Source organism: Microvirga brassicacearum (assembly GCF_008757455.1).
In the GTDB taxonomy this organism is placed as follows: Bacteria; Pseudomonadota; Alphaproteobacteria; order Rhizobiales; family Beijerinckiaceae; genus Microvirga; species Microvirga brassicacearum.
In genome coordinates, this window is the sequence record NZ_VCMV01000052.1 from 1 (window position 1) to 19,476 (window position 19,476).

The following is a 19,476-nucleotide window of genomic DNA, read 5'->3' on the forward strand; positions in this document are numbered from 1 at the left end:
CACCCTAACCCTCCCCACAAGGGGGAGGGAATTGCGGTAGCTCTAGATGTCCATCCCGCCGACCTTCGGCACCCCATTCGTGCGCAGCAGGCCCCGATCCGGTTTCGACGCCACCTCGCCTTGATCGCGGAACCGGTTGACGATCGGATAGCGGCGGTCGCGGCCAAAATTCTTGCGGGTGACTTTCACGCCGGGGGCGGATTGGCGCCTCTTATATTCAGCGAGGTAAAGCAGCCGCTCGATCTTCTTCACCGTCGCGAGGTCATGCCCCTTGGCGACGATGTCCGAGACGCGCAACTCATCCTCGACGAGCCCCCGCAGGATGTCGTCGAGCACGTCGTAGGGCGGCAGGGAATCCTGATCCCGCTGGTTCTCGCGCAATTCGGCAGTCGGCGCTTTCGACAGGATGTTCTCGGGGATCACGATGCCGTCCGGCCCGAGTGCCCCCGCGGGCTTCCAGCGGTTGCGCAGCGCCGACAGGCGGTAGACCTCCATCTTGTAGAGGTCCTTGATCGGGTTGAAGCCACCATTCATGTCGCCGTAGAGCGTCGCGTAACCGACCGACATTTCGGATTTGTTGCCGGTCGTCACCACCATCGATCCGAACTTGTTCGAGATCGACATGAGGATCGTGCCGCGCGCGCGGCTCTGCAGATTTTCCTCCGTGATGTCACGGGCCTTGCCGGCGAAAAGCGGCGCCAGCAAGTGCTCGAAGCCCTCGACGGCGGGCGCGATCGGCAGCGTGTCGTAGCGGACGCGCAGCGCTTTCGCGCAATCCTCCGCATCGCTGAACGAATCCGCCGCCGTGTAGCGATAGGGCAGCATCAGGCAATGCACACGCTCCGCCCCCAGCGCATCCACCGCCATGGCGGCGCAAATGGCGGAGTCGATGCCGCCCGAGAGGCCGAGCACGACGCCGGGAAACCGGTTCTTCTCCACATAATCGCGAAGCCCGAGCACGCAGGCGGCGTAATCCGCCTCCTCGCCTTCCTCCACGACGACCATCGGCGCATCGACACAGGCCCATCCATCGGGCCCTTTTTCCCACACCGTCAGCGCGACAGTTTCGGCATAGGCGGGAAGTTGCGCCACAAGCGAGCAATCGGCGTTCAGCGCAAAGGAAGCGCCGTCAAAGACCAGCTCGTCCTGTCCGCCCATCTGGTTGAGATAGACGATCGGCAGGCCGCTTTCAGTGACCCGCGCCGCCGCGATGTTGAAGCGCTCCTCGGTCTTGCCGCGCCAATAGGGCGAGCCGTTCGGCACGAGCAGGATCTCGGCACCGGTTTCCGCCAGGCACTCGACCACGTCGCCGGTCCAGATGTCCTCGCAAACCGGGATGCCGATGCGGATGCCGCGGAAATTCACCGGCCCGGGCAACGGTCCGGGCGCGAAAATCCGCTTCTCGTCGAACACGCCGTAATTGGGCAGATCGACCTTGAAGCGCACCGTGATGGCGCCGTTGTCGAGAAGCGCATAGGCGTTATAGACCTCGCCCTCCTCCCGCCACGGCAGCCCGATGAGCATTCCCGGACCGCCATCGGCGGTCTCGCGGGCGAGGCGCTCGCAGGCGTCCCGGCACACATCCTGAAAGGCGGGCTTGAGAACCAGATCCTCGGCCGGGTAGCCGGCGAGGAACAGTTCCGTGAACATCACGAGGTCGGCGCCAAGCCGGGCTGCCTCCGCGCGCGCCGCGCGCGCCTTCGCCTCGTTGCCGGCCACATCACCGACGGTGGGATTGAGCTGGGCGAGCGCGAGTCTGAGTTGGTTCTTGGCCATGATCCTTGCGATTTAGCGCGTTGGCAGGGTGGCAGCAATGCGCCCGGCAAATTGTGGCTAATAAACGCTCACGCTGCGTAGCTTATCGCCCTCCCTTCCCCTACGAGATCCTATGCCGCAATGGGCGGCCGGGACCCCTGTCGATGAAAAAGCTGCTGTTGAGTTTTGCCGTGTTGTCCATGCTTGCCACTCCCCTCTCGGCGAAGAATTTCGCGGTCCCCGACAAGGATCCGGCGGCGACATTGACGGTGCCGGATAACTGGAAGGTCGAGGAGATCGAGTACGGATTTTCAGCGCAATCGCCCGGCGACGATGTGTTCTTCTCCATGGAATATGCCAGCAAGAAGAAGCTCGATGGCATGATGAAGACCAACGAGGCCTGGATGAAGGACAACGACATCGACTTCAGCAAGAAACCTGAAGAACGTGAGATGGATTTCAACGGCATCTCGGGCACTGTCCTGCGCTACGACACGACGGACGCGAACGGACCGACCCTGGTCGATTTCGTCTTGCTGCCCGCAGGCAAGAACCGCGTCGTCATGCTGACCTTGTGGGGTTCCGAAACCGAGCGGAAAAAGCACAAGGCTGCCATCACGTCCATCATGGAAAGCGTTCGACCCATCAACTGAGGGCGACGCAGCCCCCAAGCTAAACCGGGATGGAACCCGCCCTTGCCATCTTCGTTGTCAAAACACGAAGGCAACAGGAGACGGCGATGTTAAAAGGCGGATTACTTTGGCTGATCGGCATTCCGATACCGATCATCCTCATTCTGTTCTTCATGGGCTATTTGAGCTGATCTTTATTGCCAGATCTCCAGAGACCCAAAACTAAAAGGGCGCTTTTCAGCGCCCTCTTTTTTTGTCCGGAATCTAAGGTTGGATCTATTCGGCCGCCTCGAGATCCGGCCGGCCGCGGGCCTGCCGCTCGCGCTTGATCAATTCCGACGTGAGGAACGCGATCTCGAGCGCCTGTTCGGCGTTGAGGCGCGGATCGCAATAGGTGTGGTAACGATCCGACAGATCGTCATCAGTCAGCGCGCGGGCGCCGCCGGTGCATTCGGTGACGTTCTTGCCGGTCATTTCCAGATGGATGCCGCCCGCATGCGTGCCTTCCGCTTGGTGCACGGCGAAGAAGTCCTGCACTTCGCTCATCACCATCTCGAACGGTCGGGTCTTGTAGCCCGACGCCGCCTTGATGGTGTTGCCGTGCATCGGATCGCAGGACCACACGACCGTGCGCCCTTCCCGCTTCACCGCCCGCACCAGGCCGGGAAGATTGTCGAACACCTTGCCGGCGCCGAAGCGGCAGATCAGCGTCAGGCGGCCGGCCTCATCGTCCGGGTTGAGACGCTCGATGAGCTTCAGGAGGTCGTCGGCCTCAAGCGTCGGTCCGCATTTCAGCCCGATCGGGTTCCGGATGCCGCGCATATATTCCACATGCGCATGGTCGAGCTGGCGCGTGCGGTCGCCGATCCACAGCATGTGGCCGGAGGTGGCGTACCAATCGCCCGAGGTGGAATCGACGCGCGTGAGCGACTGCTCGTAGCCGAGCAGCAGCGCCTCGTGGCTGGTGTAGAAATCCGTCGCGCGCATTTCCGGGTGCGTTTCGGGGTTGATCCCGATGGCGCGCATGAAATCGATGCTCTCGGTGATCCGTTCCGCGATCTCACGGTATCGCGACGATTGCGGCGAGTCCTTCACAAATCCGAGCATCCAGCGATGCGCATTCTCGAGATTGGCGTAGCCGCCCGACGCGAAGGCGCGGATCAGGTTCAGGGTCGCGGCCGATTGCCGGAACGCCGAAATCTGGCGCGCCGGATCGGGAATGCGGGATTCCGGCGTGAACGCGATGTCGTTGATGATGTCGCCGCGGTAGCTCGGCAGTTCGACGCCGTCCACCGTCTCGGTGTTGGATGAACGCGGCTTGGCGAATTGCCCGGCCAGCCGACCGACCTTCACCACCGGCGACGAACCCGCGAATGTCAGCACCACCGCCATCTGCAGGAAGAGGCGGAAAAAATCGCGGATGTTGTCGGCGGAATGCTCGGCGAAGCTCTCGGCGCAATCGCCGCCCTGAAGCAGAAACGCCTCGCCCTTGGCGACGCTGCCCAACGCCCGCTTGAGCTTGCGCGCCTCGCCTGCAAAAACGAGCGGCGGATACCCCGCGAGTTCCCGCTCGACGGTCCCGAGGGCGTCGAGATCCGGATAGGAGGGAACCTGCTGGATCGGCTTATGTCTCCAGCTGTCGGGCGTCCAACGCTCAGTCATGACACATTGTCTCCGTGTCTTTAGAAACCTCATCGCTCACCGCAGAACGCGGCACGAAGGGGCTTCTATACACGAGGAATGGGAAAAGGCGAGGGTCGAGAAGGGATGGTAGTAACTCGGTTTGAATCCCGGTCGGCGCGACACTCCGTCATTCCGGGGCCGCGCAAGCGGAGCCCGGAGCCATAAACATTGGCCTGTCAAGACAAAGCCGAAGCCGTCGCGCCCGATCCTTAATCGCCAGCGTCTATGGGGTTCCGGGCCCGGCTGCGCCGTCCCGGAGAGACGGGGGTGGTCAAACGTCACGACCGAATGGGGAGAAGCCTGAGCGCAATTACCGGCTGTGCTCCTGGCGGCTCTCCCGCCGGGACATCCAGAGCGCGCCAAAACCCATCGCCACGGCAATGACCGGAATGCCGAAATAGACGTAGGCTTCGAGGAGAGTCATGGCTTCAGGCCCCTGAGGATCAACTTCCCTATTAGATGTAGGATGACCAACGAAAAGCCAAACCAGGCTCGCGGCAATGGCCACGGCGTCCGTAGGCATGGCTTCCGAACCGTACCCGACGGCAAACCGCCGGCCCGACGAAACCCGCGATGACGAAGGCGACCGCCACGTTGTTGATTGCGGTGGCGGTCAGTTTCGTCTGCTCGTTATGAACAAGGTGCAAGGCACGCCTCCGACTCGTCGCTACCAAGAATAGCAGGCTCCGGACGAAACTTATGCTTCGGAACTTGGCTCAGTCGTCTTTGGATACCGGTCAGGCAGCCTTAGCACTCGAGGGCACCGATGGCGATTTTCCGATCCCTTGCGCGATCAGCCACTGTGACACTTCTTCGACCCGGCGCGTCAGCCGGGGATAGCTGGAAAAAGCCTTGAGCACGAACCCTGCGACGGGCGGCACCATCTTGTCCTGAAGCGCAAAGGCCGCGCCGTTCATCTGGGAGTTCAGCTTCGCGCTTCCAGAAGCCAGCATCTGGAGAGCGGAGCGCGCCACGGTCAGATCTCGGGTGATGTAGGCGCCGATCCGGTCGCAGGTGAATTCCCGGCTGCGCGAATAGGCTGCGCCTAGAAACGGAACGATCAGCGCGGGCAGGCGCACGAGATGGAGCATCTGGTCGAGATGCCCGGCGATGTGGTGCCCGAGTTCGTGCCCGATGACGAAGCGGAGCTGCTCCTCGTTGTCGGCATCGATGAGGGCCGAGGTCAGCCAGACATACCGCGTCTTCCCGAGCAGGCGCAGTGCGAAGGCATTCATGACGCCGTGGGAATTGTAGACGAAAGTCATGGGGGCCGCCTCGAGACCGAGCTTGTTTGCGCCCTCTTGCACCATGGCGTGGATGTGGGGGAATTGATCCGGGCCGACGAGCACGTGATGCCCGAACATGTAGGCTCGAACGAGGGCTTTGGTGGCTGTGAGCAGGCCCCAGATCACGAGCCCGTAGACGCCCATAACTGTCAGCATTGCGACGGGCTGCTTACTCATGAGAATGATCACGGCCGCCAGAAGCCAGAGCACCACGCCGCCCAGAAGCGTTGCTGGCCCATAAAAGCGCTCTTTAGGATGCCGAATTGCGTTGATGTCGAAGGTCACCGGAAATCTCCATTTTCCGGCAGTCTAATCGCATCCTCGTATTTCTCGAAACGTAATTACGTTTAGAGAAGGGTTGTCCCCAGCGCCTTTTCGCCTCTACCCCACCGCCACCGGCGTCTTCACCACATAAGGCACCCGCATCGTCACCAACTCCTCGGCGGCCGTCGGGTGGACCGCGATGGTGCGGTCGAAATCGGCCTTGGTGGCGCCCATCGTGACGGCGATGCCGGCGAGCTGGATCATTTCGCCCGCGTCATGGCCGACGATGTGGACGCCCACCACCTTGTCGGTGGCGCGGTCGACGATGAGTTTCAACATCACCCGTTCCTGGCTGCCGGAGAGCGTCGCGCGCATGGGCCGGAAGGCGCTCATATAGACATCGATATCACCGTAGAGCGCGCGGGCGGCTTCCTCGCCGTAGCCGATGACGCCGATCTCCGGCGTGGAGAACACCGCCGTCGGGATCAGGCTGTGGTCGACCATCGTCGGCCGGTTGCCGAACACCGTGTCGGCGAAGGCATGGCCTTCGCGGATGGCGATGGGCGTGAGGTTGGCGCGGTTCGTCACGTCGCCGATGGCGTAGATCGACGGTACGAGGGTCTGCGAATAGGCATCGACCGGGATGGCGCCCGCCTTGTCCACGGTGATGCCGACCTTTTCGAGCCCGAGATGCGCGGTGTTGGGCCGCCGACCGGTGGCCACCAGAACCTCGTCCACGTGTACGACCGAACCGTCCGAGAGAGTCGCCGCGATGCCGTCGACGGTCTTGTCGAGCCGCGAGATCGTGCGGTTAAGCGCGAGGCTGATGCCCCGCCGCGCATAGGCCTCGCCAAGCGCATCGCGCACATCCTCGTCGAACCCGCGCAGGAGCTTGTCGCCCCGGTGCAGAAGGATGACGTCGCTGCCGAGGCCGTTGAAAATTCCGGCAAATTCCACCGCGATGTAGCCCGCGCCGACGACAAGGATGCGCTTGGGCAGGGCTTCGAGGTGAAAGACCTCGTTCGACGTGATGGCGAGATCGCCGCCGGGGATTTTCGGCTCGAGCGTCGGATGCGCGCCGACCGCCACCAGGATGATGCGCGCCCGCACCCGCTCGCCGGTCTTGACCAAGCGGACCGTGTGCGCATCCTCGATCACCGCGCGGTCATCGGCGATCTCGACGCCGGCCTTTCCCAGATTGGCGCGATAGATCTCTTCCAGCCGGTCGATTTCCGTGTCCTTGTTGCGGATCAGGGTCGCCCAATCGAAGCGGGTCGCCGGAATGGTCCAGCCGAAACCGGCGGCGTCGTGAAAATCGTCGGCGAAGCGGCTGGCATAGACCAGCAGCTTCTTCGGCACGCAGCCGCGAATGACGCAGGTTCCGCCGACGCGGTATTCCTCCGCCACCATCACGCGGGCGCCGTATCCGGCGGCGATCCGACCCGCGCGCACGCCACCGGAGCCGGCCCCGATGACAAACAGGTCAACGTCGAATTCGCTCATCGGGTCGTCTCCACTTGTGTTTGCAGGCCGGCCCGCGCCGCCAGCAGCCAGACGATGGCTGCGCCGACCGAGGCCGCCCACCATCCCTGCCAGGCCCCGTGCCCGACGAGCGCCACGGCCGTCGTCCCCGCCATGAGGGCGAGGGAGGCTGCGGCCACGAGGCGCTTCTGTCGGGCGATGGTGCGGAGGGTCTGCAGGATGATCATCAACGTAAGCACGGCGCCCACAATGCCAAGCTCCGCCCAGATCTGAATCGCGGCATTGTGAGGATGGCCGACCCCGAGCAGCGTCCGGTGCTGCGGGGCGACGCGATCGGCCACCGCCGTCCGGTCCATGAGCGGGCTGATCCCGAAGCCGCCGCCGAGAACGGGATCCTGGCCGATGGCGTCGCCGAAACTGAGCCAGATGTCGATGCGATCGCGGGAGTGATCGTCGGCGAGCCGTTCATGCACCGCATCCGGGATGAGCGTGTCGCCGATCGTGCCGAGAAACGGCGCCAGCGCAATCACAGCGACAAACGCGATTGCGGCTGCAAGCGCGACGAGCCGGGGGGCAAGGCAGGAAGCGGCGAAGACTGCGATCACGGCCCACAGCCCGACGAAGGCCGCACCGCTTTCGGAACGCGCGACCGCGACCGCCACCAATACGGCAAGCCCCACGGCGCAGGCCCGGCCGAGGCGGTCCTGCCGCAACAGGAAGGCGGCGAGAACCGGCAGGAGGACCATCAGGGTCAGCATCGGACGGTTGAAGATGAAAATATCGGGCCGGACACCGAGCGCGCGTCGCAACGCCATGCCGGTGCCGAGCTCGACCATCATCATGATCGCCGCGATGGCGCATGAGAGGGCGAGCAGCCAGAATGCCCTCCGGCTCATGCGCTCCGGCAGGATCACCGCGAGCATGAATGCGAAGAGCACCGACAGCCAGAATTCGCCGAAAGCGTGCAGGGAAATGCCGGGGTACTCGCTCCAACCGATGGAGACGAAGCACCACGCCAGGAAAGCCGCACCGGTCATGCCGAACGGTGTGGCGAGACGAGCACGCGCCTCTCCGAGGAAGTCCGGCAAGCCGCCCTCGATCATCACGGCGAGCAAGGCACTGACGGCGGCGAGACCGAGAAAGACCGGGCTCGACCGATGGGCGATCGCCATCCCCACGGGCATGAGGGCGAGCGCGCCCATCGCCACGTGCCACAGGCCGCGCGCCATGCCTTCGGCCTTGCCGGCCGGGCGGGCAGTCGAGGGTTTCGCGGCTTTGCTCATGCGGCTGCTCATGGGGAGGCTCTTACGCGAAGGTTTCCCGGCGATAAAGAACCAACCGCTTGCCGCCCCTGATTTCCCCCTTTACCGTTCCGCCAGGACGCGCCGGATCGAACGGCAGCGCCACATGAGGAAACAACGATGATTCACACCCGCAAAAGTCTCTGGCGCGGCGCTATTGCCGTCGCGGCCGTTGCAGGCTTTGTCACGTCCGCGGCCGCGCAGATGGAACTCAAGATCATGGCGCCGGCGGCTCCCGGCGGCGGCTGGGACCAGACCGCGCGTTCCATGCAGCAGGCGCTGACCCAATCCGGCATCGCCAAGAGCGCCCAGGTCGTCAACGTCCCCGGTGCCGGCGGCTCCGTCGGCATCGCGCAGTTCGTCAATAGCGGCAAGGGCGACGGCAACCAGCTCATGGTGATGGGCTACGTGATGGTGGGTGCACTTCTCACCAACAAGTCCCCTGTCACCCTCGACCAGACCACCCCGATCGCGCGGCTGACGGCAGAATACGAAGCGCTGGTGGTTCCCGCCGACAGCCCGATCAAGAACGCCAAGGACCTGGCGGCGGCCGTGAAGGCCGACCCGGCGAAGGTCACCTGGGCCGGCGGTTCGGCCGGCGGCGTCGATCATATTGCGGCGGCGTTGTTCGCCAAGGAAGTCGGCGCCGATCCGACCAAGATCAACTACATCCCGTTCTCGGGCGGGGGTGAAGCGCTCGCCGCCATCCTCGGCGGCAAGGTCACGGTCGGCATCTCCGGCTACGGCGAGTTCGAAAGCCAGATCAAGGCCGGCAAGCTGCGCCTGATCGGCCTCACGTCGGCCACCAAGCTGCCGAATATCGACGGCCAGTCGCTGAAGGATCAGGGCATCAACCTCGAGATCGCCAACTGGCGCGCCGTCGTTGCCCCTCCGGGCATCACCGCCGAGCAGAAGAAGGCTCTGGTGGATGCCATGGACAAGCTGAACAAGTCCAAGGAATGGACCGAAATCCTCAAGGCCAAGGGCTGGGACGACGCTTATCTGTCGGGCGACGCTTTCGCCAAGTTCCTCGCCGAGGATCAGGTCCGCACCAAGGAAGTCCTGATGTCCGTCGGCCTCGTGAAGTCTTAAGGCTTCGCGGCAAAACGATCCGGGAAGCGCCGCACCTCTTCGCGGCGTTTCTTTTTTCCATCAAACTGAGTGGGGTTGCCCATGACTCGGCGCATCGACGTGGCAGGCCTCGTCATCGCATTCATTCTGCTGGCCATCGCCGGCGCGATCTGGTGGGACATGAGTTCCCTCAGCATCTCTTCGGTCTACGGGGTCGGCCCCAAGGCCATGCCGATGATCGTTGCGGTCGGATTGGCGATTCTCGCCCTCGGCAACGCCGTCATGGCGTTTCGCGGCGAATTGCCGGCGCGCGACAGCCTCGACTGGAAGCCCATCGTCCTGATCCTCGGCGGCCTTGCGGCGCTGATCGCGCTCATCCGGTTCGGCGGCGGTTTCATTTTCGCCACCTCGATCCTCTTTGCGGCCACGTCCACCGCGTTTGGACGACGCGCCATCATCACGGATCTCGTGATCGGCTTCGTCATCGGCGTGGTGGTGTATCTCCTTTTCTCGAAGCTTCTCACCCTGTCGCTGCCGGTGGGTCCGCTTGAACGCCTGATCTGAGGCCGCCATGGACGCGTTTATCTCCCTCGCCAACGGCCTCACCATCGCCATCCAGCCGATGAACCTCCTGTTCGCACTCGTCGGCGTGCTCCTCGGCACCGCGGTGGGCGTGCTGCCCGGCATCGGCCCGGCGCTGACGGTCGCCCTGCTGCTGCCCATCACGTTCAAACTCGATCCGGGCGGCTCGATCATCATGTTCGCCGGCATCTATTACGGCGGCATGTATGGCGGCTCGACGACCGCGATCCTGATCAATACGCCGGGGGAAAGCGCCTCCATGGCGACGGCGCTCGAGGGCAACAAGATGGCCAAGGCCGGACGCGGCGGCCCGGCGCTTGCCACCTCCGCCATCGGCTCGTTCGTCGCCGGCACCATCGCCACCATCGGGCTCACCTTCCTGGCGCCGTTTCTCGTCGAACTCGCCATTCAATTCGGGCCGGAGGATTATTTCGCCCTCATGTGCGTGGCCTTCGTCACCGTGTCGGCGACCTTCGGCGATTCACCGGTTCGCGGCCTGACCAGTCTGTTCATCGGCCTGGCGCTCGGCCTGGTGGGCATCGACATCCTGACCGGCCAATCCCGCCTAGCCTATGGTGTGCCGGAATTGTTCGACGGCATCGAGGTGACGACGCTGGCGGTCGGGCTGTTTGCCGTCGGCGAAGCGCTCTACGTCGCCTCGCGGCGCCATATTCACGAGGAAAAGCTCGAACCCGTTCGCGGCTCGCTCTGGATGACGAAGCAGGATTGGAAGCGTTCGTGGAAGCCCTGGCTCCGCGGCACGGCTCTTGGCTTCCCGATCGGCGCCCTGCCGGCCGGCGGCGCCGAGATCCCGACTTTCCTGTCCTATTCGACGGAAAAGAAGCTGACGAAGCACCCGGAAGAATTCGGCCATGGCGCCATCGAGGGCGTCGCCGGCCCTGAGGCCGCCAACAACGCCTCGGCGGCCGGCACCCTCGTGCCGTTGCTGACGTTGGGGCTGCCGACCTCGGCCACCGCCGCCATGATGCTGGCGGGCTTCCAGCAATACGGCCTCAATCCCGGCCCGCTCTTGTTTGCCGAGCGCCCCGATCTGGTCTGGGGCCTGATCGCGAGCCTCTTCATCGCCAACGCCATGCTGCTGGTGCTGAACCTGCCGCTGGTCGGGTTGTGGGTGCGCCTGCTGGCGATCCCGCAGCCCTGGCTCTATGCGGGCATCCTGGTTTTCGCCACCATGGGAACCATCGCCGCCAACCCCTCACCGGTCGAACTGATGATGCTCTCCGCCTTCGGTGTCTTGGGCTTCCTGATGCGCCGGTTCGATTATCCCATCGCGCCGGTGGTGGTCGGGCTGATCCTCGGCCCCATCGCCGAAAGTCAGCTCCGCCGCGCGCTCTCGATCAGCCTCGGCGATCCGATGGTGCTCGTGCAGAGCCCATTTTCGGCGATCCTGTTGCTGATCGCCCTCGTCGCCCTGATCCTGCCGTTCTTCCTCAAAGGCATGGGGCGGTTCAAGGCGGCCGAGGATTGAGGACTGCAGGACCGAATTTAGCGGTTATCTTGTAACCTCTCGGCGGCGCCACCATATTGGTGAGGCGTACTGGAACGTCGGCCGCCAACGTCAGGTTGACTGTGTGTTGGTGATCGCCCAAACTTCCGCTGTTGCTTGGAGGATTGTTATGAGTGTCCGTTTGGAAGACATCCGTATTGTGCACCGCATCGTCGGGACAAAACATGTCTTCACATCGCCGGACGTGCCGGAACTGCACATCTCTCACGCCGACGAGGCGATCGCCTACAGCAATATTCAGCCTGCGCTTGATGTTCTGGAGCAAGTACGGAACCGGGTAAAAGCCCGCGAGACCCTACAGTACCGGATTCGCGAGAGGTCCGTCGCCTAGTTGCGTTTCCTGGCTGCGGATATTTACCTGCTTTTGACAGCTTCGGGCTGCACCTTCGAAGGGGATCGTATCCCCTCAGGTGAGGCATGGCTCACGCCGGGTTGCCAGGTCTTCTTTCTGCCGGAGCCTGATTTTATCAACGACGCCCATTGGTTCGACGCGGAGGTTATCATCGATAACCTCAAAGACCGATGGGTCGGCTTTTCAATTCCCGATAGCATCCGCCGCTATGACTGACTGACGGGATTCTGCGACTGCTTTTCAGGGCGGTCCCCCAGAGGCCACAAAAAAGCCCGGCACTGCCGGGCTTTTCCGTATCCGTCTTGTGAGCAGATTACTGCAACTGATGGCCACGCTTGTTCATTTCGGCGCGGGCGCGGATCATCACATATTCGGAAACGTTCTGGGTCCAGGTCGCCAGATCCTTGACGATGTCGTCGAGGAGGCCCGGCTGGATGGCGACGTATTTGACCCCGGTCGGCGTCTTGTAGAAGGCGGCGATGTCCTTCAACTCGGATTCCGTGAGCCGCGCGGCGAACACGCGAGCCACGTTGTCGAGCATCTTTTCCTTCTGAAGTTCGATCTCCGGACGCAGCATCGCCGTGACCTCGTCGAGGTCCTTTTTGATCTCTGGCCGGGTCACGTTCATCTGTTGCAACTGGTCGAGAAAGGGCTCCGTCATGGCATCGAACGAGCGCGTCATGCCCGTGACCGTGGCGACCTCGCGGGCGACCGCAAGATGGCTCGGGGTCGCCGCCGCCGGAGAGGTCTGGGCGAAGGCGGGACCGGCGAGCAGGGCCAGCGCAAAAGTGGTCGCGACGAGGCGGGAGGCAGAACGGATCATGGGTGAGGCTCCAAGCTGAATGGGATTCATGGTCAAACCTGACCGATTTCGACAAGCCCTTCAGCAGTGGCGAGGATCGCCCCTGTGCAAAGGCCGAGAAAGAGACCGTGCTCGACGACACCGGGAATGCGGTTGAGGGCATCGGCCAGCGCTTCCGGCCGGTCGATGCGTCCCAGATGCGCGTCGAGGATGAAATGCCCGCCATCGGTCACGAGAGCGGCGCCGTTCGGTATTTTCCGGAGGCGAAGGTCGTCCGGGAGGCCCTGGCTTTTCAGGAGCTTCGCGATCGCGATCTCGGTGGCCTTGAGGCCGAAGGGAACCACCTCGATCGGAAGCGGGAAGCGTCCAAGCGTTGCCACGTGCTTCGAGCCATCGGCGATGACAATCATACGGGCGCTGGCGGCTGCGACGATCTTTTCGCGCAGATGGGCAGCCCCGCCGCCTTTGATGAGGCGCAAGGAATCGTCGATCTCGTCGGCGCCATCGATCGTCAGGTCGAGTTCGGGGGTCTCGTCGAGGGTGGTGAGCGCGATGCCTTCGGCGGTCGCGAGGACGCGGGTCGCCTCCGATGTGGGAACACCCACCACAGTCAGGCCGCCGCGAACACGCGCGCCGAGCGCCGCGACGAAATGCGCCGCCGTCGACCCGGTGCCGATGCCGAGCCGCATGCCGTCGCTGACGAGGGCCGCCGCCCGTTCGGCCGCAGCACGTTTCAGTTGATCGCTCACGAAAGATCCCTGTTCATGACATTTCCGGCGGCAAAGCCTCTGGCGAGGCTCCAGCCACCGAACGCCCTCTAGCACAGCGCAACGCGCCGAAGAAAGAAGGTTTCATTCGTGCGCGACACTAAAGAGCCGGTTTATGGCCGCTGCGGCGAGGCGCCGGTTCCGGGACGAGCGCTCGGCGTCGCGGCCGGGGCCGAACTTGCCGGGGCGGCGGCGGCCGGGCTCGTCTGCGGCGTGCACACCACCTTCTCGTCGAAGACGTAGCAGATGCTCATGTCGCCGGTGCGGAAATTGACACGGAAAACGCCGCCCTCGCGCTCATGCCGGGAGGCAACAAGTCCATATTCCCCAGGCACTTGCGGCCCCGCGCCCTCACCCGACCCGAAGCACAGGGTGACGCCGATGGTGCCCTCCTGCAGGCCATATTGGCACGAGCTGATCTCGCCGCTGAAGCGGTCGATCCGATAGATGCGGTTCAGGTCTGTCTGCGGTGCGGGCACGAAATCGAAGGGTGCCGCCATCGCCGGCGCGATCCCCCCGGCCATGAGGCCACCCACAAGGGCCAGCGCCGAAAAACGCGCCTCAAAGTCAACAAACCGCATTCAGCACTCCCGCTGGTAAGAACGAATCAACCTTAAGATCATACCATCGCGACGCTTGATTCTCTCGTTATGTGGAGGTAGCCGAGACCGATGGCCATTCTTGCCCCGCCTATCGCCGTCTTCGATCTCGACGGAACGCTGGCCGATACTGCCGGCGATCTGGTTGCGACCCTCAACGTGATCCTCGACCAGGAGGGCCTCGCCTCCCTGCCGGTGGAAAAGGCACGCGACATGATCGGCGCCGGCGCCCGTGCGCTGATCGAACGGGGCTTCGAGACGGCCGGTCGCGACCTTTCGCCCGATCATCTCGAACGGCTGTTCGAGCGCTTCATGGTGCATTACGGCGCCAATATCTGCGTCCGGACGAAGCTTTTTCCCGGCGTGCTGGACGCGCTCGACCGACTGGAGCAAGCAGGCTTCGTCCTGGCGATCTGCACCAACAAGGTCGAAACCCATTCGGTCAAGCTGCTTAGCGAACTCGGCGTCGGCCACCGCTTCGCGTTCAATGCGGGGCGCGACACCTTTCCGTATTTCAAACCCGATCCGCGCCACCTGACGATGACCATCGCGCGCGCCGGGGGTGATCCGACCCGGGCCGTCATGGTGGGCGATTCCAACACCGACATCGTCGCTGCGCGAAACGCGCGCATCCCGGTCATCGCGGTGCCGTTCGGCTACACGGAAACGCCCGTCCGACAACTCGGGCCGGATCGCGTCATCGACCATTTCGACGAGCTCTTCGACGCGGTCGCAAGGCTGACCTGCAAGGCCGCCGCCTGAGCGGGAAACTGCCGTCAACCAAGGCATCTCCACCTCATCCTGAGGAGCCGCAAAACGGCGTCTCGAAGGGTCCTCCAGTGGTCTCTGGAACCGCCTCGTGCTTCGAGACAAGCCTTCGGCCATCCTCAGCATGAGGCTCCGCGACAGGCTTTCGCTTTCTCGGACGAAGGCAGCGAGCCACCTGCTCGCGAAAATGTGAAAATATGCAGTCAGGAAGGAAATGGTGGGCGCGACAGGGATTGAACCTGTGACCCTTCGCGTGTGAAGCGAATGCTCTCCCGCTGAGCTACGCGCCCTGACAAGCGCCTTCTAGTGTCGTTTTTCCCTTCGCGTCAAGGCCATCGCGGCGAAATCCGCGCCGAGGCCGCTGCGCGCCAATCATGGCAGCTTGGCTTTAACCCCTTGCTTACGACGAGGCGAAATCAAGGCAGCGTCGCAATAGTGTTCAGGCCAGAACCTCTGCTATGCAACGGATCTCAAACGCGGCTGTTGCGTTTAGCTATCTCAAACCAGTAGCGAAACTTGGTTATTTCGAGGCATTTATGGGACGCACCCGCGCCGCCCTGACCGGGCTTGCTTGCGCTTTCGCCGCTCTCGCGACGCCGGCCGCAGCTTTCACCGCAATCGATCCGCTCACCCGCCAGCCGCTCTACAGCGTCGAGGATCCGGTGCGCGCGCAGGCCTCGCCAGTGCCGCGCGAGATCGTTTCCTTCGATGGGCGTTATGCGCCCGGCACCATCGTGGTCTCGACCCACGAGCGCCGGCTCTATTACGTGCTGGGTGACGGCAAGGCGATCCGCTACGGCGTCGGCGTTGGCCGGCCCGGTTTCCAGTGGGGCGGTGCGCATTCGGTCACGATGAAGCGCGAATGGCCGGATTGGCGGCCGCCGGCGGCAATGCTGAGGCGCCGCCCCGACCTGCCGCGTCACATGGCCGGCGGCCCCGATAACCCGCTCGGCGCGCGCGCGCTCTATATCGGCAGCACCATCTACCGCATCCACGGCTCGAACGAGCCGGAAACCATCGGCGAGGCCGTCTCCTCGGGCTGCATCCGGATGACCAACGAGGATGTCACCGATCTCTACAACCGCACCAGGGTCGGCGCCCGGGTGGTGGTGCAGCGGTAACCATCTTCATCCGTCACGTGAGGAAGAAAAGGGCGCGATCCCAAGGGATTGCGCCCGTTTTTGCAGGTGCGTGTTGAGATTTAGGCCCGCGAGTCAGCGCCACTCCGCTAGGTCCCGCCACGACCGGGGTCACGACGTGCTACCGCGACAGCCCCTTTGCCGCCAGCTCGTCCAGATAGGCTTGCCAGCGCTCCGGCATTTCGGTGCCGAGTTCGAACAGGTAATCCCAGCCATAGATCCCGGTATCGTGCATGTCGTCGAAGACGAGCCGCACCGCATAATTGCCGACCGGCAGCACGCTGATGATCTGCACGTTGCGCTTGCCCGGAACCGTCTTGCGCTGCGCCGGGCTGTGGCCCTGAACCTCCGCCGAGGGGCTGGTCACGCGCAGGTATTCGGCCGGAAGATCGAAGGCGGCGCCGTCGTCGAAGGCGATCCTCAGGCTCGTCTTGTCTTTCGCGAGCCGAAGCTCGGTCGGCCAGCGCTTCGTCGTCATGAATCGATCTCTTCCTTGTTTGGTGATTTGACGCTAGCGCCTCGAGAGTTAAGTTCCAATCGGACCCGTAAACTCAAGACAACGACAAGGAATGCTTCCGGAATGTGGGGATCCCCTGCCCGCAGAAGACACACCACGGATCACCAGCCCCTGGTCGATCCATTCGGCCGGGCGATCACCTATCTGCGCGTGTCGGTGACCGATCGCTGCGACTTTCGCTGCGTCTATTGCATGTCGGAGGACATGGCGTTCCTGCCCAAGCGCGATCTCCTGACGCTGGAGGAGCTTGACCGGATCTGCTCGGTCTTCGTGGGCAAGGGTGTGCGCAAGCTGCGCATCACCGGCGGCGAGCCCCTGGTGCGGCGGGACATCATGACGCTGTTCCGGTCGCTCTCGCGGCATCTGGAGACGGATGCGCTCGATGAACTCACGCTGACCACCAACGGCTCGCAGCTTGCCCGTCACGCGGCCGATCTTGCCTCCTGCGGCGTCAGGCGCATCAACGTGTCGCTGGACACTCTCGACGACGGCAAGTTCCGCCGTATTACCCGCTGGGGCGATCTGACGAAGGTGCTCGGCGGCGTTGACGCGGCGCAGCGGGCCGGCCTCAAGGTCAAGATCAACACGGTGGCGCTGAAAGGCACCAACGAGGACGAGATCGAAACGCTGCTCGGCTGGGCGCACGAGCGCGGGATGGATCTCACGCTGATCGAGGTGATGCCGCTTGGCGAAATCGACAGCGAGCGTATCGACCAATATCTGCCGCTCTCGCTCGTCCGCGCACGGCTGGCGCAACGGTTTACCTTGACCGAAATCGACGAGCGCACCGGCGGGCCCGCGCGCTATGTCCGCGTCACCGAGACCGGCGGCACGCTCGGGTTCATCACGCCGATGACGCATAATTTCTGCGAAAGCTGCAACCGCGTCCGCCTCACCTGCACGGGTCAACTCTTCATGTGCCTGGGGCAGGAGGACGCGGCCGACCTGCGCGCGCCCGTTCGCGCTTCCGAGAGCGACGCTGCCCTCGAGCAGGCGATCGTCGCTGCCATTGCGCGAAAGCCGAAGGGGCATGATTTCGTCATCGACCGCCGCCATGCGCGCCCCGCCCTGGCGCGGCATATGAGCGTCACGGGCGGCTGAAATCCCTTTCCCGGAGGCCTAGCGGCTTTCGGCTCGATTGACACTCTTGAGCTTTCCGGGAATATCGCGCCAAACTCGCTGATTGGATTGCCGTGAAGGGGCTGCGCTGCTGGCCAGAACTGTTGCTGTGTCTCATGCTCGCCTTCGGGCCCGGAGCAGCGCTGCCGGCTGGCGCACAGGATGCGGCGCCCAAACCGGCACCCATCCGCATCGCCGTCGAGGGTGCCTACCCGCCTTTCAATTTCATCGACCAGAACAATGAATTGCAGGGCTTCGAAGTCGATCTCGCCAAGGCCCTGTGCGAGCAGATGGCGGCCGAATGCACCCTGGTGCAGCACGAATGGGACGGCATCGTCAAAGGCCTGCTCAACCGGGAATATGATGCGATCATGTCGTCGCTGGAAATTCTCGAGCGGCGGCAGAAGCGCCTCGCCTTCTCGGAACCCTATTATCGCATCCCCGCCATCTTCATCGCGCCCAAGGATAGCGAGATCAAAGCCCTGACACCCGAGGGGCTGGCCGGATTGAAGATCGGCGCGACGATCCGCAGCGACCATGCCGATTACCTGGAACAGCATTACCGGGAATCGGAAATCGCCCTCTATGGAAGCCCGGTCGAGGCCACCCTCGATCTTCTCGTGGGCCGCATCGACGCGGTGTTCGGGGACAAGCGGACGCTGCTGAAGTTTCTTGAGAGCCGCGAGGGCGAATGCTGCCGCATTCTCGGCACCGCGCCCGACGAGCCGGCCTATTCGCGACAGTTCTACGGGATCGGCCTGCGCAAGGAAGACGCTGACCTCAAGCGCCGCTTCGACAACGCGCTGTCGGCGCTCCAGGCGGACGGCACCTATGATCGCATCCGCGCCAAATACTTTTCGTTCGACATCAAATAGGACGTTTGACCCCCGCCAGCTCTCTCCATAGAACCGCACGAAGGATCTTGGACGAAAACGGGAGCGGACGATGGCGAAGGTCGGTTTCATTGGGCTCGGTGTCATGGGCGCACCCATGGCGAAACACCTGCGGGCCAAAGGCCACGAGCTGACGGTCTATAACCGGACTATCGCCAAGGCGGAGAAATGGGCAGCCGAGAATGGCGGCCGCGTTGCCAAAACGCCCCGCGAGGCCGCCGACGGCCAGGAATTCGTGCTCGCCTGCGTGGGCAACGACGACGATCTCCGGCAGGTGACGATCGGTCCCGATGGCGCCTTCGCGGGTCTCCGCAAGGGTACGATCTTCGTCGATCACACCACCGCCTCGGCCGAAGTGGCGCGCGAACTGCATGAGGCCGCGGGCAAAAAAGGCGCGGCCTTCATCGACGCGCCCGTCTCCGGCGGACAGGCCGGCGCCGAGAACGGCGTCCTGACGATCATGTGCGGCGGCGATGCGGACGCTTATGCCAAGGCCGAGCCCGTCATCATGAGCTTTGCCCGCGCCTGCCGCCTGATGGGTCCGGCCGGGTCCGGCCAGTTGACCAAGATGATCAACCAGATCTGCATCGCGGGCGTCGTCCAGGGGCTCTCGGAAGGCATTCATTTCGGCCAGCAGGCGGGGCTCGATATCGAGGCGGTGCTCGACGTGATTTCCAAGGGTGCTGCCGGATCGTGGCAGATGGAAAACCGCGGCCGGACCATGAACCAGGGAAAATTCGATTTCGGTTTCGCGGTCGACTGGATGCGCAAGGACCTGGCGATCTGTCTCGCGGAGGCGCGCAAGAATGGCGCCAGCCTGCCGGTGACCGCCCTCGTCGACCAGTTCTATGCCGACGTCCAGGCCAAGGGCGGAAGGCGCTGGGATACGTCGAGCCTGATCTCGCGATTGGGGAAATAGGCTGCGCGCGGCCGCGT

At 63.6% G+C, this 19,476-nt stretch carries 21 protein-coding genes and 1 tRNA gene; 12 read left to right on the top strand and 10 right to left on the bottom strand.

What is annotated here, in order from left to right:
- Window positions 1-42: 42 nt before the first annotated feature.
- On the bottom strand, window positions 43-1,776 hold the full coding sequence (locus FEZ63_RS20645; protein WP_150948036.1) for an NAD+ synthase: 1,734 nt from the start codon (window positions 1,774-1,776) through the stop codon (window positions 43-45).
- Between the two features lie 143 nt (window positions 1,777-1,919).
- Between FEZ63_RS20645 and FEZ63_RS20650 the strand changes: the two genes are divergently transcribed.
- Both FEZ63_RS20650 and FEZ63_RS24890 read left to right on the top strand, forming a co-directional pair.
- A complete protein-coding gene (locus tag FEZ63_RS20650; protein WP_150948039.1) occupies window positions 1,920-2,408 on the top strand; it encodes a hypothetical protein in 489 nt (162 codons plus the stop codon).
- 29 nt (window positions 2,409-2,437) lie between these two features.
- Window positions 2,438-2,578, top strand: coding sequence for a hypothetical protein (locus tag FEZ63_RS24890; RefSeq protein WP_153245871.1), 141 nt, complete (start codon window positions 2,438-2,440; stop codon window positions 2,576-2,578).
- 85 nt (window positions 2,579-2,663) lie between these two features.
- Here FEZ63_RS24890 and FEZ63_RS20655 read toward each other — a convergent pair whose 3' ends face one another.
- The 4 genes from FEZ63_RS20655 to FEZ63_RS20675 all read right to left on the bottom strand — a co-directional run bounded on the left by FEZ63_RS20655 (window position 2,664) and on the right by FEZ63_RS20675 (window position 8,385).
- Window positions 2,664-4,049 carry a class II 3-deoxy-7-phosphoheptulonate synthase gene (locus FEZ63_RS20655; protein WP_150948042.1) on the bottom strand — a complete coding sequence of 462 codons (1,386 nt, stop codon included), beginning with the start codon at window positions 4,047-4,049 and terminating at the stop codon, window positions 2,664-2,666.
- 758 nt (window positions 4,050-4,807) lie between these two features.
- Entirely contained in the window at window positions 4,808-5,641 is an 834-nt protein-coding gene (locus tag FEZ63_RS20665; protein WP_150948046.1) for a M48 family metallopeptidase, read from the bottom strand.
- 96 nt (window positions 5,642-5,737) lie between these two features.
- Entirely contained in the window at window positions 5,738-7,123 is a 1,386-nt protein-coding gene (gene gor, locus FEZ63_RS20670; protein ID WP_150948048.1) for a glutathione-disulfide reductase, read from the bottom strand.
- Window positions 7,120-8,385 (bottom strand): O-antigen ligase family protein, encoded by a 1,266-nt coding sequence (locus FEZ63_RS20675; protein WP_162419806.1) that lies wholly within the window; start codon window positions 8,383-8,385, stop codon window positions 7,120-7,122. The genes gor and FEZ63_RS20675 overlap by 4 nt, the downstream gene beginning before the upstream one ends.
- Before the next feature lie 138 nt (window positions 8,386-8,523).
- On the opposite strand from FEZ63_RS20675, the gene FEZ63_RS20680 reads away from it, so the two are divergent.
- The 5 genes from FEZ63_RS20680 to FEZ63_RS20700 all read left to right on the top strand — a co-directional run bounded on the left by FEZ63_RS20680 (window position 8,524) and on the right by FEZ63_RS20700 (window position 12,152).
- On the top strand, window positions 8,524-9,495 hold the full coding sequence (locus FEZ63_RS20680; protein ID WP_150948052.1) for a Bug family tripartite tricarboxylate transporter substrate binding protein: 972 nt from the start codon (window positions 8,524-8,526) through the stop codon (window positions 9,493-9,495).
- A gap of 81 nt (window positions 9,496-9,576) precedes the next feature.
- Window positions 9,577-10,038 carry a tripartite tricarboxylate transporter TctB family protein gene (locus tag FEZ63_RS20685; protein WP_150948055.1) on the top strand — a complete coding sequence of 154 codons (462 nt, stop codon included), beginning with the start codon at window positions 9,577-9,579 and terminating at the stop codon, window positions 10,036-10,038.
- Between the two features lie 7 nt (window positions 10,039-10,045).
- A complete protein-coding gene (locus tag FEZ63_RS20690) occupies window positions 10,046-11,545 on the top strand; it encodes a tripartite tricarboxylate transporter permease (RefSeq protein ID WP_150948057.1) in 1,500 nt (499 codons plus the stop codon).
- A 148-nt stretch (window positions 11,546-11,693) separates the two neighbouring features.
- Window positions 11,694-11,915 (top strand): hypothetical protein, encoded by a 222-nt coding sequence (locus FEZ63_RS20695; RefSeq protein WP_150948059.1) that lies wholly within the window; start codon window positions 11,694-11,696, stop codon window positions 11,913-11,915.
- Complete coding sequence (locus tag FEZ63_RS20700; protein ID WP_150948061.1) at window positions 11,916-12,152, top strand: hypothetical protein; 237 nt, start codon at window positions 11,916-11,918, stop codon at window positions 12,150-12,152. It begins immediately after the preceding gene.
- A gap of 97 nt (window positions 12,153-12,249) precedes the next feature.
- Here FEZ63_RS20700 and FEZ63_RS20705 read toward each other — a convergent pair whose 3' ends face one another.
- From FEZ63_RS20705 to FEZ63_RS20715, 3 genes are all read right to left on the bottom strand, one after another.
- Window positions 12,250-12,759, bottom strand: coding sequence for a DUF2059 domain-containing protein (locus FEZ63_RS20705; RefSeq protein ID WP_244622914.1), 510 nt, complete (start codon window positions 12,757-12,759; stop codon window positions 12,250-12,252).
- Between the two features lie 32 nt (window positions 12,760-12,791).
- Entirely contained in the window at window positions 12,792-13,427 is a 636-nt protein-coding gene (gene rpiA, locus FEZ63_RS20710; protein WP_244622915.1) for a ribose-5-phosphate isomerase RpiA, read from the bottom strand.
- Between the two features lie 191 nt (window positions 13,428-13,618).
- The gene (locus FEZ63_RS20715) at window positions 13,619-14,086 is read right to left on the bottom strand and encodes a hypothetical protein (protein WP_150948068.1); all 468 of its coding nucleotides are present in this window, start codon (window positions 14,084-14,086) and stop codon (window positions 13,619-13,621) included.
- A gap of 90 nt (window positions 14,087-14,176) precedes the next feature.
- On the opposite strand from FEZ63_RS20715, the gene FEZ63_RS20720 reads away from it, so the two are divergent.
- Window positions 14,177-14,866 (top strand): HAD family hydrolase, encoded by a 690-nt coding sequence (locus FEZ63_RS20720; RefSeq protein ID WP_150948070.1) that lies wholly within the window; start codon window positions 14,177-14,179, stop codon window positions 14,864-14,866.
- A 221-nt stretch (window positions 14,867-15,087) separates the two neighbouring features.
- On the opposite strand, the gene FEZ63_RS20725 is transcribed toward FEZ63_RS20720, so the two are convergent.
- Window positions 15,088-15,162, bottom strand: a tRNA-Val gene (locus FEZ63_RS20725).
- Window positions 15,163-15,408: 246 nt separating this feature from the next.
- Between FEZ63_RS20725 and FEZ63_RS20730 the strand changes: the two genes are divergently transcribed.
- Complete coding sequence (locus FEZ63_RS20730) at window positions 15,409-15,993, top strand: L,D-transpeptidase (protein WP_150948073.1); 585 nt, start codon at window positions 15,409-15,411, stop codon at window positions 15,991-15,993.
- A 139-nt stretch (window positions 15,994-16,132) separates the two neighbouring features.
- Here FEZ63_RS20730 and FEZ63_RS20735 read toward each other — a convergent pair whose 3' ends face one another.
- Window positions 16,133-16,489 (bottom strand): gamma-butyrobetaine hydroxylase family protein, encoded by a 357-nt coding sequence (locus tag FEZ63_RS20735; protein WP_150948075.1) that lies wholly within the window; start codon window positions 16,487-16,489, stop codon window positions 16,133-16,135.
- Between the two features lie 102 nt (window positions 16,490-16,591).
- Between FEZ63_RS20735 and moaA the strand changes: the two genes are divergently transcribed.
- The 3 genes from moaA to FEZ63_RS20750 all read left to right on the top strand — a co-directional run bounded on the left by moaA (window position 16,592) and on the right by FEZ63_RS20750 (window position 19,459).
- On the top strand, window positions 16,592-17,629 hold the full coding sequence (moaA, locus tag FEZ63_RS20740) for a GTP 3',8-cyclase MoaA (RefSeq protein WP_150948077.1): 1,038 nt from the start codon (window positions 16,592-16,594) through the stop codon (window positions 17,627-17,629).
- Between the two features lie 134 nt (window positions 17,630-17,763).
- Window positions 17,764-18,522, top strand: coding sequence for a transporter substrate-binding domain-containing protein (locus FEZ63_RS20745; RefSeq protein WP_150948079.1), 759 nt, complete (start codon window positions 17,764-17,766; stop codon window positions 18,520-18,522).
- Between the two features lie 70 nt (window positions 18,523-18,592).
- On the top strand, window positions 18,593-19,459 hold the full coding sequence (locus tag FEZ63_RS20750) for an NAD(P)-dependent oxidoreductase (RefSeq protein WP_150948081.1): 867 nt from the start codon (window positions 18,593-18,595) through the stop codon (window positions 19,457-19,459).
- Window positions 19,460-19,476 lie beyond the last annotated feature (17 nt).

Excerpts from the sequence above, each read along its gene's own strand:
- FEZ63_RS20645 (WP_150948036.1), bottom strand. The coding sequence starts at position 1,776 with ATGGCCAAGAACCAACTCAGACTCGCGCTCGCCCAGCTCAATCCCACC.
- FEZ63_RS20650 (WP_150948039.1), top strand. The coding sequence starts at position 1,920 with ATGAAAAAGCTGCTGTTGAGTTTTGCCGTGTTGTCCATGCTTGCCACT.
- FEZ63_RS24890 (WP_153245871.1), top strand. The coding sequence starts at position 2,438 with ATGGAACCCGCCCTTGCCATCTTCGTTGTCAAAACACGAAGGCAACAG.
- FEZ63_RS20655 (WP_150948042.1), bottom strand. The coding sequence starts at position 4,049 with ATGACTGAGCGTTGGACGCCCGACAGCTGGAGACATAAGCCGATCCAG.
- gor (WP_150948048.1), bottom strand. The coding sequence starts at position 7,123 with ATGAGCGAATTCGACGTTGACCTGTTTGTCATCGGGGCCGGCTCCGGT.
- FEZ63_RS20675 (WP_162419806.1), bottom strand. The coding sequence starts at position 8,385 with ATGAGCAAAGCCGCGAAACCCTCGACTGCCCGCCCGGCCGGCAAGGCC.
- FEZ63_RS20680 (WP_150948052.1), top strand. The coding sequence starts at position 8,524 with ATGATTCACACCCGCAAAAGTCTCTGGCGCGGCGCTATTGCCGTCGCG.
- FEZ63_RS20685 (WP_150948055.1), top strand. The coding sequence starts at position 9,577 with ATGACTCGGCGCATCGACGTGGCAGGCCTCGTCATCGCATTCATTCTG.
- FEZ63_RS20690 (WP_150948057.1), top strand. The coding sequence starts at position 10,046 with ATGGACGCGTTTATCTCCCTCGCCAACGGCCTCACCATCGCCATCCAG.
- FEZ63_RS20695 (WP_150948059.1), top strand. The coding sequence starts at position 11,694 with ATGAGTGTCCGTTTGGAAGACATCCGTATTGTGCACCGCATCGTCGGG.
- FEZ63_RS20705 (WP_244622914.1), bottom strand. The coding sequence starts at position 12,759 with ATGATCCGTTCTGCCTCCCGCCTCGTCGCGACCACTTTTGCGCTGGCC.
- rpiA (WP_244622915.1), bottom strand. The coding sequence starts at position 13,427 with ATGCGGCTCGGCATCGGCACCGGGTCGACGGCGGCGCATTTCGTCGCG.
- FEZ63_RS20715 (WP_150948068.1), bottom strand. The coding sequence starts at position 14,086 with ATGCGGTTTGTTGACTTTGAGGCGCGTTTTTCGGCGCTGGCCCTTGTG.
- FEZ63_RS20720 (WP_150948070.1), top strand. The coding sequence starts at position 14,177 with ATGGCCATTCTTGCCCCGCCTATCGCCGTCTTCGATCTCGACGGAACG.
- FEZ63_RS20730 (WP_150948073.1), top strand. The coding sequence starts at position 15,409 with ATGGGACGCACCCGCGCCGCCCTGACCGGGCTTGCTTGCGCTTTCGCC.
- FEZ63_RS20735 (WP_150948075.1), bottom strand. The coding sequence starts at position 16,489 with ATGACGACGAAGCGCTGGCCGACCGAGCTTCGGCTCGCGAAAGACAAG.
- moaA (WP_150948077.1), top strand. The coding sequence starts at position 16,592 with ATGTGGGGATCCCCTGCCCGCAGAAGACACACCACGGATCACCAGCCC.
- FEZ63_RS20745 (WP_150948079.1), top strand. The coding sequence starts at position 17,764 with ATGCTCGCCTTCGGGCCCGGAGCAGCGCTGCCGGCTGGCGCACAGGAT.
- FEZ63_RS20750 (WP_150948081.1), top strand. The coding sequence starts at position 18,593 with ATGGCGAAGGTCGGTTTCATTGGGCTCGGTGTCATGGGCGCACCCATG.